This is a genomic window from Kushneria sp. EE4, from assembly GCF_977968315.1.
In genome coordinates this window covers 2,100,219-2,115,737 of sequence record NZ_OZ386212.1, presented here as the reverse complement: position 1 = coordinate 2,115,737, position 15,519 = coordinate 2,100,219, and the positions used below count along the sequence as shown (strand labels likewise).

The window sequence follows — 15,519 nt, the reverse complement described above, 5'->3', positions numbered from 1 at the left end:
TAAGCCAAAGGCGCAGCCGTCATGCCAGACATCAATGGCGACAGGGACTATTTCGGAGAATGACCATGGATGCCCGGCTGGAGCAGCAGACTCTTAAACGCTCGATTGCAGCAACGCTTTGTGTCTCGATTCTGGGGATCGGCTTTGGTCTTTTGTCGGGGTCGGAGTCCATTTTGTTCGATGGCATGTTCTCGGCCATCGACTCGGTCATGTCGGCGCTGTCGCTTTTCGTGGCACGTCTGGCCGTGCGGGAGAGCAGTGATCGATTCCAGCACGGATTCTGGCATCTGGAGCCGCTGGTGGCGGCGCTTAACGGCGCCATTCTGACGCTTTTATGTCTCTACGCCTTTCTCAACGCCGTACAGGGCATCATCAAGGGCGGTCATGCGCTCGATTTTGGCCCGGCGCTGGGCTATGCCGTGGTGGTGACCGTGATCTGTTTTGCCATGTATCGCATGGAGCGGCGCGTCAACGCCCGTATCGATTCGGTCTTCATTCGCATCGATGCTCAGAGCTGGCTGATGGCCGGATTGATCACCTCGACGCTGATCGTGGCGTTTGCGCTGTCGCTTGTCATCGAGCGCACGGCCTGGGCCATCTACACGCCCTATGTGGATGTGGTGTTGCTGGCCGTTTTGACCCTGTGCTTTCTGCCCGTGCCCGTCGGCATCGTGATCCGGGCGATGAAGGAGGTGCTGTTGATGGCGCCGCGCGAGCTGGACCGGCAGGTACACGAGGTCATGGCGGAAGTCATGCAGCGCGAAGGGGTCAGACACTACTACAGTCATGTAGCACGTACCGGACGCGGACACTTCATCGAGATCCACATTCTGACCACGCCGGAGTTTGCCGCGCGTGAAGGCGTGGCGAGTCTGGATGAGATACGCACACACATTGGTGCGGCGCTGGATATTGCACCGCACAACCGCTGGTTCACGGTCTGTTTTACCGCCGATGAGCGCTGGATGTAGCCCGGACAGTCAAACACGGCGTGATGTCACGTCACCACGAACGCCTGAAAGGAGTCACGTTGATGAGAGAGCGAGGCAGAACGCGCAGGATGCTGGGCATGGGCGCGCGCACCGGCGGCGCCCTGCTGCGCTCGCGCATGGGGCGTGACGCCGGCTGGGAGGCACTCGGCGAGCAGCTTTTCAACGAGCTGTCAGAGCTCAAGGGCCCGGCCATGAAGCTGGCCCAGATCATGGCGCAGTGGGACGACCTGCTGCCCCCGGCCCTGGCCGAGCAGCTGGCCCGGTTGCAGCGCCAGGCCCGCCCCATGCCGTGGGAGGACATTCGCCGCACCCTGGTCGATGAGTTTGACGACCTTGAAGCCGCCTTTGCCGATATCGAGACCACGCCCTTTGCCAGCGCCTCCATGGGGCAGGTGCACCGCGCCACCACCCATGACGGCGAAACGCTGGTGCTCAAGGTGCAGTATCCGGGTCTTGAGCGCGTGCTCGAGCAGGATCTGGTACAGGTACGGCGCATGATGCGTCTGATGCGCTGGATGAAGGTCCCCCAGGCCCGTCTTGACGCCATGTTTGACGAGTTTGCCGACAGTCTGCGCAAGGAGCTCGACTATCGCGCCGAGTTCGACGCGCTGACCCGTTACCGCACGCGCTACGCCGACAACGATGGTCTGCGCTTTCCCGAGCCGCTGGCGGCGTACTCCGGCGACCGCGTATTGGCAATGCGCTATCTACCGGGCATCCCCATGCGCGAGGCCGAATCGCTGGATGACACGGTACGACAAAAGCTGGCGGCCAATCTGGGCGACTGGCTCACCGAGGAGCTCTTTACCCATCGCGAGCTGCATGCCGACCCGCACGCCGGCAACTTCGCCACCGACGAGGAAGGGCGGCTGATCGTCTACGATCTGGGCGCGGTGATCGACATTCCCGAGGCGCGGCTTCGCTCGATGATGCAGCTGCTGGGCGCGGCGATCGAAGATGACCCGATGGGCATGGATGAGGCGCTGCGCTCGATGGGCGGACGCCAGGGGGAGGGCGCGCCGCTGGCGCTGTATCGTGAATCGGCCGCCGCCATGCAGCCGCTGTTTGAACCCGGCGAGCAGGACTTCAGCGACGCGCGCATTCACTACCGCCTGCGTGAAATCAGCCCGCGGGTCTGGTCGGCGATGGATCGCCTGCAGCCGCCGGCCGATACCATGCTGCTGTCACGCACGCTCAACGGCCACTACTGGAACATGGTGCGGCTCAAGGCGCGGCTGGACATGCATGCCCGCACCCGGCCGCTGCTGGCCTGGGCGCGGGAGGAAAAGTAACGACGGGCTTCGCCACTAACTGCCGGAGGCCAGCTTGAGCCCGACCACCGAGGCGATGATCAGCGCGATGAAGCCCACGCGGATCGGGCTTTTCGACTCGCCCCAGAAGAGCATGCCCAGAAGGGCACTGGCGACCGTACCGATGGCGGTGAAAACGGCGTAGGCGATCCCCAGGCTGATCTCGCGCATGGCAAACGAGATAAACCCCAGCGACAGCCCGAAGCCGATGACCAGCATGGCCAGGCCCTGTCGGCGTGAGCCGCGGTTGAACTTCTCGATACCGGTCACGCCGACCACTTCAAAAAGCCCTGAAACGATCAGTGCGAGCCAGTACATGAGGCCTCCTTGTCATTGGACGAGTAGAGCTTGAGACCGACCACGCCGGCCAGCAGGGTCAGGATCAATATCACCGTCAGCACGTTGAACGGCGCGCCCAGAAAGGCGATGTCCACCAGTACGGTGCCCATGGCGCCCAGACCTACAAACACGGTGTAGACCGTGGTGGTCGGCAGAGTACGGGCCATCCAGGTGGCCAGCCCCAGGCTCAGGGTCACCAGCGCCAGGGTGGCCAGCCACTCGACAGGCCCCTGCGCGTACTTGGCGCCCAGCGCCCAGCCGATCTCACACATCGTGGCCGGCAGCATCAACCACCATTTTGATGCCATGAAAACCTCTCTTCTGCGGGAAAATAGCGTGCAGGGTTGTTAAGCTAACGATCGTTAGTTAGTCTAATCCGGTCCGCACGCTGCGGCAACCCCGGAAACATCACTTCAATCCCTGGACACATCACTTAAAGGGGCACCGTCATCAATACCGAAACGCGTATCAGGCAAGCCGGTCTCAGACTCTTCGCCGAGCAGGGCTACGAGGCCACGCCGCTGTCGGCCATTGCGCGGGAGGTGGGCATTCGAACGCCGTCGCTGTACAGCCACTTCGCCAGCAAGGAAGCGCTCTTTCTGATTCTGGTGGAAGAGGTCGAGGCGCAGATGCTCGAGGTCATCGAGCACAGTCTTGCCGGTGAGGAAAAGGTCGACCATCGCCTCCAGGCGCTATTGCACGCCTGTAGCGACTTCATCTTTGATTCGGGCAAGGGTGTGTTCTACAAACGCTTTTTGCTGTTTCCGCCGCCCTCGCTTGCCACCTCGCTCAAGCAGATCAGCCGGGACAGCGAAACCGCCATCGATGTGTTGCTGGAACGCGCCTTCCAGGAGGGCATTGCGCAGGGGGTGCTGCGCGAGGATCTTTCCAGGGCCGATTTCATCGCGATGACCTACTGCGTCATCGACGGGCTTTTCAGCGAGAGCTTTCTTTATGATCGCCAGACGTTCGACCAGCGGCTGGCCAGCGTCTGGCGCGTCTTCCGGGCCGGCATCGGCGCCGATTGAGCGTGCCGGAGCGTCGCAAAACGGTTTACGACACCGAGTGCGAGACCCTCATCAGCGCCTGCGTATCGAAGCCGTTGTCCCGAGCGATCTGATCCATTCGATCCAGCATGGCCGGGTCCACGTCAGGGGTGCGCGCCAGCAGCCAGAGATAGTGATGATTGGGGCCGGCCACGACGGCGTGTTCGTAGTCATCATCAAGCCAGAGGATGTTGTAGCCGGCGTAAAACGGGCCAAAAAAGGCCACGCGCAGACGGCCGATCTCCGGCCCCTCTTCGAAGTACGCCTTGCCTTCGGCCTCATCCCATTCGTTGTCATCCGGGTTGAAGCCGCGGTTGGTGACCGCCACGCCGCCGTCGTCACGCATCGCGTAGTGCGCAGTGACCTGCTCAAGGCCGCGCTCGAAGCTGTGATCCAGACGGGCGATTTCATGCCACAGGCCCAGATAGCGCTCGAGCTCAAATCCTTCAACTGCTCGGCACCCTTTCGGAATCCCCGTCTCGCCGCCCATGGCGCTTGCCAGACTTCCCAGTAACCCTTTCAGATCGGCCATGTCAGGCATGTCGTGCTCCCGCCGGTAAAATGGATGTGGCATATATTGATGCCACCTCAAGTCTAGCCCCTGTCAGCCGATGTTGTGCATGAGTCGCGCCACTACGGTGCAGGTTATGGGCACAGGCCCCGCAGGAGAATGAACATGGCGTCGCAGGCAGGCTGGACGGAAATGACACCGGGGGAGTCCACGGCTTCTCACCACAATGCGAAAACCACGCAGCGTCATCGCGCCGGATTCAGTCTTGGCAGCTGGACGCTGAGAAAGAAGATGTTCGCCATTCTGGCCCTGATGTGGGTCGGGCTGCTGGTGCTGGTCACCAGCATGGCCTGGAATGCGCGCAGCATGATGTTTGACGAGCGTGAACGCGGCCTGGAAGCGACCGTCGGGATTGCCGAAACCCTGCTTGAAAAATACCAGGAGCGCGCCAGTGCCGGTGAGTTCAGTCAGGACGAAGCGCAGCGTCGCGCCATTGATGCGCTGAGTGGCATGCGCTTTGGTGATGATCGCCAGAACTATATCTTTGCCTTTGATGACCGTGCCCACGTGCTGTATCACCCGCGTCGCGAGAAGGGTGAAGACATGTCCGGTTATACCGACCCCAACGGCGTGGCCGTCTATGGCGAGCTGTTGAAAAAGGCGCTGGCCAGTGGCAGCGGATTTGTGAACTACGACTCCCGCGATGCCAACGGCAGTGATCTGTTGCCCAAGCTGGGCTATGTCGAGCGTTTTGCGCCCTGGCAGATCAACCTGGCGGCGGGCGTCTATACCGATGATATCCAGAGCGCCTTTCTGGGCAAGCTTTTGCAGTACCTTGGACTGCTCGTGGCTGTCGGTGCGGCGCTGACCGTGGCGTTTTTGCTGGTGACTCGCAGCATCTACCGCGGCCTGGGCGGCGAGCCGGCCTATGCCATCGAGTGTGTGCGTGAAATCTCGGCGGGTCGACTGGGGACTCGACTTGACCTGCGTGGCGATGACAGGACCAGTCTTCTGTATCACATCGAGCATATGCGCGCCGAGCTTGCCGGCACCATCGCCAGCATTCGTCAGGCCAGTGAGTCGATCGACGTGGGCGCACGTGAAATCGCTGCCGGTAACAATGACCTGTCAGCGCGTACCGAGCAGCAGGCCGCCTCGCTGGAGCAGACGGCCGCCAGCATGGAAGAGCTGACCGCTACCGTGCGCCAGAATGCCGACAACGCCGCTCAGGCCACGCGGCTGTCCCAGACGGCCTCCAGTGAAATGGACGGCGGCCGTGAAGTGATCCAGCGCGTCGTGGCAACCATGGGCGAGATTCGCGAAAGCTCCAGCAAGATCAGTGAAATCATCACCATGATCGACAGCATTGCTTTCCAGACCAATCTGCTGGCCCTCAATGCGGCCGTCGAGGCCGCGCGTGCCGGTGAACAGGGTCGCGGCTTTGCGGTGGTGGCCGGTGAGGTTCGCCAGCTCGCCAGCCGCTCGGCGACAGCTGCCAGCGACATCAAGGGCCTGATCGGGCGTTCGGTGGCGCAGGTGGCCAGCGGCACCACACTGGTGGATGAAGCCGATGCCACCATGGCGACCATTACCCAGAGCTCGCGCCGGGTCAACGACCTGATGGCCGAGATCGCCGCGGCCTCCAAGGAGCAGACCAGCGGTATCGAGCAGGTCAACCAGGCCGTCAGCCAGATGGATCAGGTAACGCAGCAAAACGCGGCGCTGGTCGAGGAGGCCGCAGCGGCTGCTTCCTCGCTGGAAGAGCAGTCCGGACGCCTGTATCAGTCGGTGGTCCGCTTTAACATCTGATCCATGGGGTTGTGCCTGACAGCGAAGGGGCCGCATCACGATCGTGATGCGGCCCTTTTTTATGGCAGCAGTGGCGCTGTGTTATGCGGCAATCGAGCCGCCGCGACGATTCTCCATCAACCGGCCTTGATTGCCTCGGCAATGGCCTCGCCCAGTTCGCTGGTGGTGCCGCGGCCGCCCAGATCCGGTGTGAGCGGAGCATTCTCCGGGCCTGCCGCCAGCACGCGCTCGATGGCATCCACCATTGCCTTGCCGGCCGCCTGATGGCCCAGATGCTCGAGCATCATCGCCGCCGACCAGATCTGACCGATCGGGTTGGCAATCCCTTTGCCGAAGATATCCGGGGCGCTGCCGTGGACGGGCTCGAACAGGCTCGGGAAAAGGCCTTCCGGGTTGATATTGGCCGAAGGGGCCACACCGATGGTGCCGGTACAGGCCGGGCCCAGATCCGAGAGGATATCGCCGAAGAGGTTGCTGGCCACGACCACGTCAAACCAGTCCGGATGCAGCACGAAGTTGGCGGTGAGAATGTCGATATGGAACTTGTCGACATTGATGTCCGGGTAGCCTTTGGCCATCTCCACCACGCGCTCGTCCCAGTAGGGCATGGTGATCGAGATGCCATTGGACTTGGTCGCCGAGGTGAGCTTTTTGCGCGGCCGGGTCATGGCCAGCTCAAAGGCAAACTTCAGTACGCGATCAATGCCGGTGCGCGTCATGACCGTATCCTGAATCACTACCTCGCGGTCGGTGCCTTCAAACATCCTGCCGCCGACGCTTGAATACTCGCCTTCGGTATTTTCACGCACCACATAGAAATCGATATCACCGGGCGCGCGGCCTGCCAGCGGGCTTTTGATGCCGGGCATCAGCTTGCACGGGCGCAGATTGACGTACTGATCAAAGGCGCGACGAAACTGCAGAAGCGACCCCCACAGCGAAATGTGATCCGGCACGCGCTCGGGCATGCCGACGGCGCCGAAAAAAATCGCATCCATGCCGCCGAGCCGGTCGCGCCAGTCATCGGGCATCATTTGGCCGTGGCGATCAAAATAGTCGCAGCTGGCAAAGTCGAAATCGGTAAACTTCAGATCCAGATCAAAGCGTTGTGCGGCGGCTTCCAGAGCGCGAACGCCTTCGGGCATGACTTCATTGCCGATGCCGTCGCCGGGGATGACTGCAATGTTGTGGCTCATGAGACTCTCCTTGTAATGTTCAGCCTGTGGTGATCAGGCGGCGCCTCGAGGGGCGTTAAAAAAGGCCAGCGCCTCGTCGATGATCTCGTCGGGACACTCTTCGGGCAGATAGTGACCGCAGGGCAGGGCGCGACCGCTGACATCACTGGCGCACGCCTGCCACAGCGCCATCGGGTCGAACAGTTTTTCGATCACGCCGTGCTCGCCCCACAGCACCCGGAGCGGACAGGCGATACGATGATCCAGGTCGCGGTCGATGCGGTCATGCTCAAGATCGATGGTGCTGGCCGCGCGGTAGTCCTCGCACATGGCGTGCGCCGTGCCAGGCAGTGCCATCGCCTCGCGATAAGCGTCCAGCGCCTCGGGGGCAAAGGGGGTCAGCCCCGCGTGGCGATTGCCCATCACACCGTCGATCCAGGCGCGCGGGTTGCCCTCGATCAGCTGCTCGGGCAGCGGGGCCGGCTGAATCAGCAAAAACCAGTGGAAATAGGCGCTGGCAAAGGCGCGGTCGGTGCGCTCGTACATGTCCAGTGTCGGGGCAATGTCGAGAAACATGGCGCGCTCGATGCGCTCCGGGTGGTCCAGACAGAGCCGATGCGCCACGCGGGCCCCGCGGTCATGGGCCAGCACCGCGAAGCGCTCAAACCCCAGCGCGTTCATCAGTGCCACCATGTCTTCGGCCATGACACGTTTGCTGTAGGTGACGTGTTCGGCATCGCCCGGCGGCTTTGATGAGTGGCCGTAGCCGCGCAGATCCACCATGACGACGTGACAATGATCCGCCAGTTCCGGGGCGACCCGGTGCCAGATGACATGCGTTTGCGGATGGCCATGCAGCAGCAGCAGAGGCGGGCCGCTACCGCCGGCACGTCCGTGGAGCGTGACGCCGTTCACGTCCAGATCAAAGACCTTGAATCTCTCGAGCATGGCAGGCTCCTGCACCGGGTGGCTCATGGTGATTACTCTAGAGGATCGTTTGAGGTTTATAATCAGGTCATCATGCAATTGATTATTGAATAAAAGTCGATAATCGACAGGGGGCGGTCATGAAGGCCATCAGCGATCTGCACTTTTTTCAGGTATTGGCCCGGCATGCGTCAATGACGCAGGCCGCGCAGGCGCTGGGGCTGTCGTTGTCAGCGGTGAGCAAGCGCCTGGCCGGTCTGGAAAAGCGACTCGGGGTGCAGTTGATGCGCCGCACCACGCGGCGGCTCGCTCTGACCGGAGAAGGCGAACACTACCTGCAGCGGGGCGCCTCGCTTTTACAGGAGCTCGATGAGCTGGAGGCGTCACTGGGCGCCCAGCGCCACGCGCTGTCCGGCCAGCTGCGGGTCAACGCCACCTTCGGGTTCGGACGGGCGCACGTGGCGCCCTTGATCGAGCAGTTCACCCGCGAACATCCGGATGTCGAGGTGCTGCTGGATTTAAGCGACTATCCGCGTGATCTGCTGGCCCATGATCTGGATATCGCCATTATTGTGGGGCCGCCACCGGACTCCCGGCTGCGGGCCAGACGGCTTTTGGCGAGTCGTCGCATTGCCTGTGCCTCCCCGGCGTATCTGGCGCGCGCCGGTCGACCGGCAACGCCGGAGGCGCTGGCCGATCACAACTGTCTGGTGGTACGCGAGCGCGAGGCGGGCTTTGATGACTGGCGCTTTATCAGGGACGGGCAGGAGCGCCGCGTACGGGTCAGCGGCACGATGAGCAGCAACGACGGGGAGAGCGTGACGCGCTGGGGCATGGCCGGCCACGGTGTGATCTATCGCTCCTGGTGGCAGGTCCAGAAGCCGCTGGCGCAGGGCTCGCTTGAAAGACTCTTGCCGGGATTCGAGACCCCGCGCATGGATTTTACGGCGATCCATCGCCAGCAGCGCTTTGTTCCCGAACGAATCGCCCGGTTCATCGAGGCCATGACAGAAGGGCTGGCCGAGCGGCTGCCGCCCCTGCCATGACCTCGATACCGGGCTGAATAACGGGCGTCGGTCGGTGGCCGACACCCAAAGGGATCAGCTGTTCAGGCGCTCCATCTCGCTGCGGTATTCCCGGCCCAGACGCGTTTTTTCGTCGTCTTCAAACTTCTGACCGGCAGAGATGAAAAACTGCTGCTCTTCATCTTCAAAGTGATGCAGCGCCATGTCCTGGAGCTTTTTGGCATAGCCAAGCCAGGCCGGCGAGCTGAAGTCGGTGCTTTCCATCTGCTCGATGACTTCATCCATCTCGTGATGTTCGGCGATGCCGTGGCGTGATTTTTCAACGCCGGTGTCATATTCCATCAGCGGGCTGTAGAAATAGCGCTCTTCGGCGGTTTCATGCGTTTGCAGGGCTTTTTTGACGCGCTCGAAAAGCTCCTCGCGGCCGTCGCTGTCACCGTGGGTCTTGACCAGCAGATCCAGCAGCGTGCGCTGGGTGTCGTGGTCCTTGCGGATCTCTTCAAAAATGGTGCTCATGGGGTGACTCCTCAGTCAAACGGTCGGCATGTCAGGTCGTTATCGCGGCAGTCAGGGTGCCGGGCATCGTGTTTTATAATCCATATTATCCGCTGTCAGCGATGCCGCCTGCAGTGTAGTTCCCGGCGCTTCGGAATGCCCGCCCCCGTGCAGCTCTGATAGACTTCGTCGGCTATAATGCGCGCATGGTGTCGAGTCCTTCGACACGTTTGCGCAATCAGGTTTGTCAGGTGCAGCTGTCGGCCCTTTTGCAGGCCAGCACCAGGAGGAATGGCTTGAACATTTTGATGTTCACCAACACCTATAGCCCGATCGTGGGGGGTGTCAGCGAATCCGTACAGCGATTCGTCGAATGTTTCAGGGCATCCGGTCACCGGGTGCTGGTCGTGGCGCCCACGCTCAACGGCCAGCCCGAATCGGAGACCGATGTCATCCGTGTGCCTGCCATGCAGCGTTTCAACGGCAGCGACTTTTCCCTGCCGGTCACGATTCCCGGCTCGCTCGATGATGCCATCCGGGCGTTTGCGCCCGATATCGTGCACTCCAATCACCCCTTTTTACTGGGGGATACGGCAGTACGCGTCGCTCAGGGGCGCGGGCTGCCGCTGGTGTTTACCCACCACACGCTCTATGAGCACTACACCCATTATGTGCCGGGCAACTCGCCGGTGATGCAGCGCTTTGCGCTGGCGCTGTCCAACGGCTATTCAGAGCTCTGCGATACCGTCATCGCGCCCAGCGAAAGCATTCGCACCATCCTGGGTGAGCGCGGGGTGCAGACGCCGCTGGAAGTGGTGCCCAGCGGTGTGGATATCGAACGCTTTGCCCGGGGCGATCGTGATCACTGGCGCACATATTTTGGTATCGACAAGCAGGCCCATGTGGTCGGCCATGTCGGGCGGCTGGCGCAGGAGAAAAACCTGCCGTTTCTTACCCGCAGCGTCTGCCGGGCGCTGAAGGATCATCCCGACATGCACTTCATGGTGGTCGGCGACGGTGACGAGCGTGATGCGATACTGACCCAGGCCCATCAGATGGGCGTGGGCGAGCGGGTGCATCTGACCGGCGTGCTCAAGGAGCAATCGCTGATCGATGCCTATCACGCCATGGACAGCTTTGCCTTTGCCTCCTTTAGCGAGACCCAGGGCATGGTGGTGGTCGAGGCGATGGCGGCCGGACTGCCGGTCGTGGCACTTGATGCCACCGGCGTGCGCGAGGTGCTCTCCCACGAACGCAACGGGCTGCTGCTCCCGGAGCAGGATGAGCAGGCGTTTGCCAGTGCGCTGGGAAGACTTGCGGACTCGACGTACTGCCAGAGCCTGCGGGAGGGGGCGGTTGCCACGGCAAAAGACTTTGATACCTGCCGCTGCGCCGATCAGTGTCTGGCGGTCTATCAGGGGCTATTGGCGACTCACCGGGCGCAGGCGTCGCAGTCCGACAGCGCGCAAACGACCTGGGAACAGGCACGGGGGCGTCTTGAAGCGGAGTGGAATCTCTTGTGTCATCGCGGCACGGTGCTGCGCCGCGTTTTCGGAGGCTCAAAGCGAGTGGCGCCGCGCATGCGCCCGGCGCCGCCTACCGGGCAGCGGGTGCCGCTGGTCGAGGGCAGTCTGTCGCCGCTGACCCGTGGGCACAACCTGCCTCCCGAGGCCGGCACCTCGATTACCCCGGGTGAGGTCACCCTGATGCAGCTCAGAGACGATCTTGAAAGCAACGTGTCGCACGCCACCCGCGGCGACAAGTCCTGAGTTCGCGGTACCGGTCGCGTTTATATGCGCTGCCGGTGCCGCGAGACCCATCGAAAGAAAAGCCCCAGTGCGACCACGCCCACCACCGCCGCAACCAGCCAGGCAAGATCGTCCAGGCTGCGTGATCGAATCAGCTCGCCGAGTCGGCTGCCCGCCACCGTCACCGCTGCCAGCCCCGGCACAATGCCGATAACCGAGCCGATCATGTAGACGACATAGGGCATTCGGCAGGCGCCGGCGATCATGTTGGTGAAGGTAAAGGGCGCCAGCGGCAGCAGGTTGAAAACGATCATGGTGCGAATGCCGTGGCGCGAGACGCTGTCGGCCAGACGATGGATGCGATCCCCGCCGTAGCGCGTTAAAAGCTCCCGTCCCAGTAGCCGACCCAGCATCCAGGTGGCCGTGGAGGCCACCATGGTGCCCAACAGCGCGTAGAAAAGCCCCCACCAGGGGCCGAAGATCAGCCCGGTGGCCCCGACCAGAATGGTCAGCGGGAACATGATCAGACTGCCGATCATGTAGGTGAGCATCAGCGCCGGTGGCGCCCACCATGACTCGCGCAGTCGCATGGTCTCGCCCAGCCACTGCTCAAGCTTTTCAGGCGTGATGGCATCCCCCATGGCAAGCCACTGCCAGAAGCCGCCCAGTGCCACCATGAACATGATCAAAACAATGACAAGCCACACACGCCTGGTCATGACAACGTCGTCCGCAGCCGATAAGGGCCACGAGTCTAGTCAGGCCGGGCAGGCGCATCAACCGATGCTGTCATCAGGATGTCAGGTTTGTGTGGCAGGGCGGTGCCGGAATGGTGCAATCGGCACAGTTGTCGATGCTGCCCGGGCAGGACGCGACCGGCTGATGGGCTGCTACCATGGACGCCTCCTCCGAGGCGCCGATCAAATGATGGAGAATGTCGTGACCCGTCTACCCCCGCTTGCCTGGATGCAGGCCTTTGAAGCCTCGGCCCGCCATCTTAGTTTTACCGCTGCCGGGACAGAGCTTGGCGTGTCGCAATCGGCGATTAGCCAGCGCATTCGATTGCTCGAGGACCGGCTGGGGCAGGCGCTGTTTATCCGTCATCCGCATCGTATTTCCCTGACCGATGCCGCCCGGGCCTGGCTGCCCAGCCTGCAGGAAGCCTTCTCGCGTCTGTCGATGGGCACGGCAGAAGTCTTCGGCCCGGCAAGCCACGCCCCCGTGATCGTGCGCGCCACGCCGGGTGTTCAGCAGTACTGGCTGGCGCCACAGCTTGCCGCCTTTCACCAGGCCCACCCGGACATCGAGCTGCGAGTGGTAACGGCGGTCTGGTCCCAGCAGTTTGGTACCGGCGATGCCGATATCGAGATTCGATACGGTCGGGGAGACTGGCAGGACGTTCAGATGCAGTCGCTGGGCAGTGAGGCGATGACGCCCATCTGCGCCCCGCAGATGGCGGCAGGGCTTGCCACGCCAGAGGATCTGGCCGGGCAGACCCTGTTGCATGCCACCGGGTTTTACGCCGGCTGGGCCGGCTGGCTCGAGGCCGCCGGCGTTGGGCATCTGAGCGCTCGCGTGCGTCGGCTGGTGTGCGATACGCAGATCATGACGCTGCGTCTGGCTGCCTGCGGCTGCGGGGTGGCGCTGGCGCATCGCAGCCTGATCGAAGCCCATGACGACAGCCTGGTGATCCCCTTTGAAATGACCCTGCCTACCCATGAAGGGTTCTGGCTGGTGCGCCCGGAAGGCCGCACGCTGCACCAGAGCGCGGGGCTTTTATGGCAGTGGCTGGCCCGCCAGGCCGCGCAGATGATATAGGGCCTGCCCGGCAAATATCAGCGACCGACGCTGACCAGTGAACGGATCCGGTGAGACCTGGCCGGGGCCTGAGCGGCGCTGGCGCGCTCGAACAGATAGGCATCCATGGCCAGCGCCTGATGCGAGACGATGGCGTTAAAGCGCTGTGGCGCGCGGCTGTCGCCGGCACCCAGGGCCACGAACAGGGGCAGCAGATGCTCATCGCCTGGATGGGCGCGTTCGGCGTGCGGCGCTCGGCGGCGATAGTCCAGCAGCGTGGCATCATCGCGTGAGGTCATGTGCTGGCTGATCCAGGTCTGAAAGGCGTCCACGTAGCCGGCAACGTCGTGTCGATCACCGCGTGTATCGCTCAGGTTATGGGTAATGCTGCCCGAACAGATCAACAGGGTATCGTCGTCGAGACTCTGCGCCAGCTCTCGGCCCATCCGGTAGTGCCAGTCGGTGTCATGGCGAACGCTGATGGACACCCCCACCACGGGAATGTCGGCGTCCGGGTAAAGATGGCGCAGCGGCACCCACATGCCGTGATCCAGCCCCCGCTCGGGGTCGACACAGGCCTGCAGGCCGGCAGCACTCAGAGTGCAGGCCACATCCCGCGCCAGTCGAGGATCGCCGGGAGCGGGGTATTCAAGTGCGTACAGCGGCTCGGGGAAGCCGCCGAAGTCGTGAATCGTTGCCGGCTGCTGGCTGCCTGTCAGGCGAACGGGAAAGCCCGACCAGTGCGCCGATACCACCACGATGCGTGCCGGTCGCTCGAGGTGGCCGGCCAGGGCGCGCCAGGCGCCGGCGCTCTCTGCCTGGTCCAGGGCTTCCATGGGGGAGCCGTGGGAGATGAACAGCACCTGTGCCATGTCGAAAACTCCTGCAGAGGGGAAGGATCAGCGCTGTTTGACAAGGTGAGACAGGGTCAGCCGGCCGCCGTCGAGCAGGCTCAGCGCCAGTGCCGTGACAGCGAGAAAGACGGGATACTCCCAGCCGCCATCAGGTGCCGTGAACATCCAGCCGTTGGCCAGATGCGGCACGCTGGCGCCAGCCAGTTCAAAAGCCAGAATCAGCGCCACCCAGCGGACCCGAACGCCCAGAATCAAGAGCGCCCCGCCAACCAGCTCGAGTCCGGTGATGGGCCATGCCATCCAGGCCGGCAGCCCGATCGAGGCGAAAAACGCCCCGGTGCCTGCCAGAGTCCAGACCAGCAGTTTGGTCAGGCCGTGAGCGATGAACATGGTGCCCAGCGCCAGACGCAGCAGCAGGGTGGCAATATCGTGACCTGCGATGCCGGTGCTGGCAGAAGCCTCGGCACTAGAGGTGGTTTGCATGAGCGCATTCTCCGAGATGTTTGAATGCGCGCAGTTTGATTGCTTCCTCGTGCAGGATAAACATGCTAATCAGAGAGTATTGGTTTTCAATCCGGAAACAATCATGGATACGGTAGCAGCCCTCAGGGTCTTTATGGAGGTGGCGCAGCAGGGCGCCTTTATCGGTGCCGCCGAGCGTTTGTCGATGTCGCGCGCCTCGGTCAGCAAGCATGTGGCCTTTCTGGAGCAGCGCTTCGGGGCGCGGCTGATCAACCGCACCACCCGACGGTTGAGCCTGACGGATGCCGGGCGGGAGGTGCTCGCGCGCGGGGAAACCATCGTGCGCGAGCTGGCAACGCTTGAAGGTGAACTGCAAAACGATCAGGCCCTGCCGACCGGCCGGCTTCGTATCAGCGCGCCGCACGCCTTTGGCATTCGCTATCTGGGGCCGATTCTGGCCCGCTATCGCAGGGATTTCCCCGCCGTGACGCTGGAGCTGGTGCTCAGCGACCGCCAGGTGGACCTGGTCGAGGAGGGCTTTGACATGGCGCTTCGCATCGGTGCGCTGGAGGATTCCAGCCTGGTGGCGCGCCGCATCGGTGACGTTCATCTAACGCTTTGTGCCTCGCCCGACTATCTGGCGCGGGCGGGCGCACCGCAGCACCCCTGGGAGCTGTCATCGCATCAGGGGCTTCACTATCGCTACGCCCGTCACGGTCAGCGCTGGCATTTCAAACGGGGGGCCAACCACCACAGCGGTACGCCCCAGGCCGGCGTGACGGCCAACAGCGGGGAAGTGCTGCGGGACATGGCCATTGCCGGTATGGGCATCACACTACAGCCCGATTTTCTGCTTCATGAGGCGCTGGCCAGCGGTGCGCTGGTGCGCGTCATGCCGGACTACGACCACGAGGTGCTCGGGCTCTACTGTGTGTATGCCCATCGCGACCAGGTCACTCCCCGGCTTCGCAGCATGATCGATCATCTCAGGGCGTGGTTCGAGCAACATCCGCTGTCCCGGTAACGGTT

General features: G+C 62.8%; 17 protein-coding genes. 8 read left to right on the top strand and 9 right to left on the bottom strand.

Annotated features, from left to right (window positions below; genetic code table 11):
* The first annotated feature begins 59 nt into the window (after positions 1-59).
* Both ACXMYO_RS09750 and ACXMYO_RS09745 read left to right on the top strand, forming a co-directional pair.
* On the top strand, positions 60-971 hold the full coding sequence (locus ACXMYO_RS09750) for a cation diffusion facilitator family transporter (protein WP_438764326.1): 912 nt from the start codon (positions 60-62) through the stop codon (positions 969-971).
* Positions 972-1,033: 62 nt separating this feature from the next.
* Positions 1,034-2,284 (top strand): ABC1 kinase family protein, encoded by a 1,251-nt coding sequence (locus ACXMYO_RS09745; protein ID WP_457808569.1) that lies wholly within the window; start codon positions 1,034-1,036, stop codon positions 2,282-2,284.
* A gap of 15 nt (positions 2,285-2,299) precedes the next feature.
* On the opposite strand, the gene ACXMYO_RS09740 is transcribed toward ACXMYO_RS09745, so the two are convergent.
* Positions 2,300-2,620, bottom strand: coding sequence for an SMR family transporter (locus ACXMYO_RS09740; protein WP_438764323.1), 321 nt, complete (start codon positions 2,618-2,620; stop codon positions 2,300-2,302).
* On the bottom strand, positions 2,602-2,949 hold the full coding sequence (locus ACXMYO_RS09735) for an SMR family transporter (protein ID WP_438764321.1): 348 nt from the start codon (positions 2,947-2,949) through the stop codon (positions 2,602-2,604). The genes ACXMYO_RS09740 and ACXMYO_RS09735 overlap by 19 nt, the downstream gene beginning before the upstream one ends.
* 141 nt (positions 2,950-3,090) lie before the next feature.
* Between ACXMYO_RS09735 and ACXMYO_RS09730 the strand changes: the two genes are divergently transcribed.
* On the top strand, positions 3,091-3,669 hold the full coding sequence (locus ACXMYO_RS09730) for a TetR/AcrR family transcriptional regulator (protein WP_457809483.1): 579 nt from the start codon (positions 3,091-3,093) through the stop codon (positions 3,667-3,669).
* 25 nt (positions 3,670-3,694) lie between these two features.
* Here ACXMYO_RS09730 and ACXMYO_RS09725 read toward each other — a convergent pair whose 3' ends face one another.
* Positions 3,695-4,228 (bottom strand): lipocalin family protein, encoded by a 534-nt coding sequence (locus tag ACXMYO_RS09725; protein WP_457808568.1) that lies wholly within the window; start codon positions 4,226-4,228, stop codon positions 3,695-3,697.
* Between the two features lie 135 nt (positions 4,229-4,363).
* Here ACXMYO_RS09725 and ACXMYO_RS09720 point away from each other — a divergent pair, with 135 nt between their 5' ends.
* Positions 4,364-6,007: a methyl-accepting chemotaxis protein gene (locus ACXMYO_RS09720; protein ID WP_457808567.1), complete on the top strand. Its 1,644-nt coding sequence runs from the start codon at positions 4,364-4,366 to the stop codon at positions 6,005-6,007.
* Positions 6,008-6,123: 116 nt separating this feature from the next.
* Here ACXMYO_RS09720 and ACXMYO_RS09715 read toward each other — a convergent pair whose 3' ends face one another.
* Positions 6,124-7,203: a tartrate dehydrogenase gene (locus ACXMYO_RS09715; RefSeq protein ID WP_438764314.1), complete on the bottom strand. Its 1,080-nt coding sequence runs from the start codon at positions 7,201-7,203 to the stop codon at positions 6,124-6,126.
* A gap of 33 nt (positions 7,204-7,236) precedes the next feature.
* Positions 7,237-8,130, bottom strand: coding sequence for an alpha/beta fold hydrolase (locus tag ACXMYO_RS09710; RefSeq protein WP_457808566.1), 894 nt, complete (start codon positions 8,128-8,130; stop codon positions 7,237-7,239).
* A 119-nt stretch (positions 8,131-8,249) separates the two neighbouring features.
* On the opposite strand from ACXMYO_RS09710, the gene ACXMYO_RS09705 reads away from it, so the two are divergent.
* A complete protein-coding gene (locus ACXMYO_RS09705) occupies positions 8,250-9,155 on the top strand; it encodes a LysR family transcriptional regulator (protein WP_457808565.1) in 906 nt (301 codons plus the stop codon).
* A gap of 54 nt (positions 9,156-9,209) precedes the next feature.
* Here the strand turns inward: ACXMYO_RS09705 and ACXMYO_RS09700 are convergent, their stop codons facing one another.
* Positions 9,210-9,650, bottom strand: coding sequence for a hemerythrin domain-containing protein (locus ACXMYO_RS09700; protein ID WP_438764311.1), 441 nt, complete (start codon positions 9,648-9,650; stop codon positions 9,210-9,212).
* Positions 9,651-9,925: 275 nt separating this feature from the next.
* Here ACXMYO_RS09700 and ACXMYO_RS09695 point away from each other — a divergent pair, with 275 nt between their 5' ends.
* Entirely contained in the window at positions 9,926-11,398 is a 1,473-nt protein-coding gene (locus ACXMYO_RS09695) for a glycosyltransferase (protein ID WP_457808564.1), read from the top strand.
* Positions 11,399-11,418: 20 nt separating this feature from the next.
* On the opposite strand, the gene ACXMYO_RS09690 is transcribed toward ACXMYO_RS09695, so the two are convergent.
* Positions 11,419-12,096, bottom strand: a complete 678-nt coding sequence (locus tag ACXMYO_RS09690) for a VTT domain-containing protein (RefSeq protein WP_438764309.1) — start codon at positions 12,094-12,096, stop codon at positions 11,419-11,421.
* A 220-nt stretch (positions 12,097-12,316) separates the two neighbouring features.
* Here ACXMYO_RS09690 and ACXMYO_RS09685 point away from each other — a divergent pair, with 220 nt between their 5' ends.
* Positions 12,317-13,195 (top strand): LysR substrate-binding domain-containing protein, encoded by an 879-nt coding sequence (locus ACXMYO_RS09685; protein ID WP_457808563.1) that lies wholly within the window; start codon positions 12,317-12,319, stop codon positions 13,193-13,195.
* A 17-nt stretch (positions 13,196-13,212) separates the two neighbouring features.
* On the opposite strand, the gene ACXMYO_RS09680 is transcribed toward ACXMYO_RS09685, so the two are convergent.
* Positions 13,213-14,046: a DODA-type extradiol aromatic ring-opening family dioxygenase gene (locus tag ACXMYO_RS09680; RefSeq protein ID WP_457808562.1), complete on the bottom strand. Its 834-nt coding sequence runs from the start codon at positions 14,044-14,046 to the stop codon at positions 13,213-13,215.
* A 27-nt stretch (positions 14,047-14,073) separates the two neighbouring features.
* Positions 14,074-14,511: a DoxX family protein gene (locus ACXMYO_RS09675; protein WP_457808560.1), complete on the bottom strand. Its 438-nt coding sequence runs from the start codon at positions 14,509-14,511 to the stop codon at positions 14,074-14,076.
* Positions 14,512-14,614: 103 nt separating this feature from the next.
* Between ACXMYO_RS09675 and ACXMYO_RS09670 the strand changes: the two genes are divergently transcribed.
* Entirely contained in the window at positions 14,615-15,514 is a 900-nt protein-coding gene (locus ACXMYO_RS09670) for a LysR substrate-binding domain-containing protein (protein ID WP_438764305.1), read from the top strand.
* The last annotated feature ends 5 nt before the right edge of the window (positions 15,515-15,519 follow it).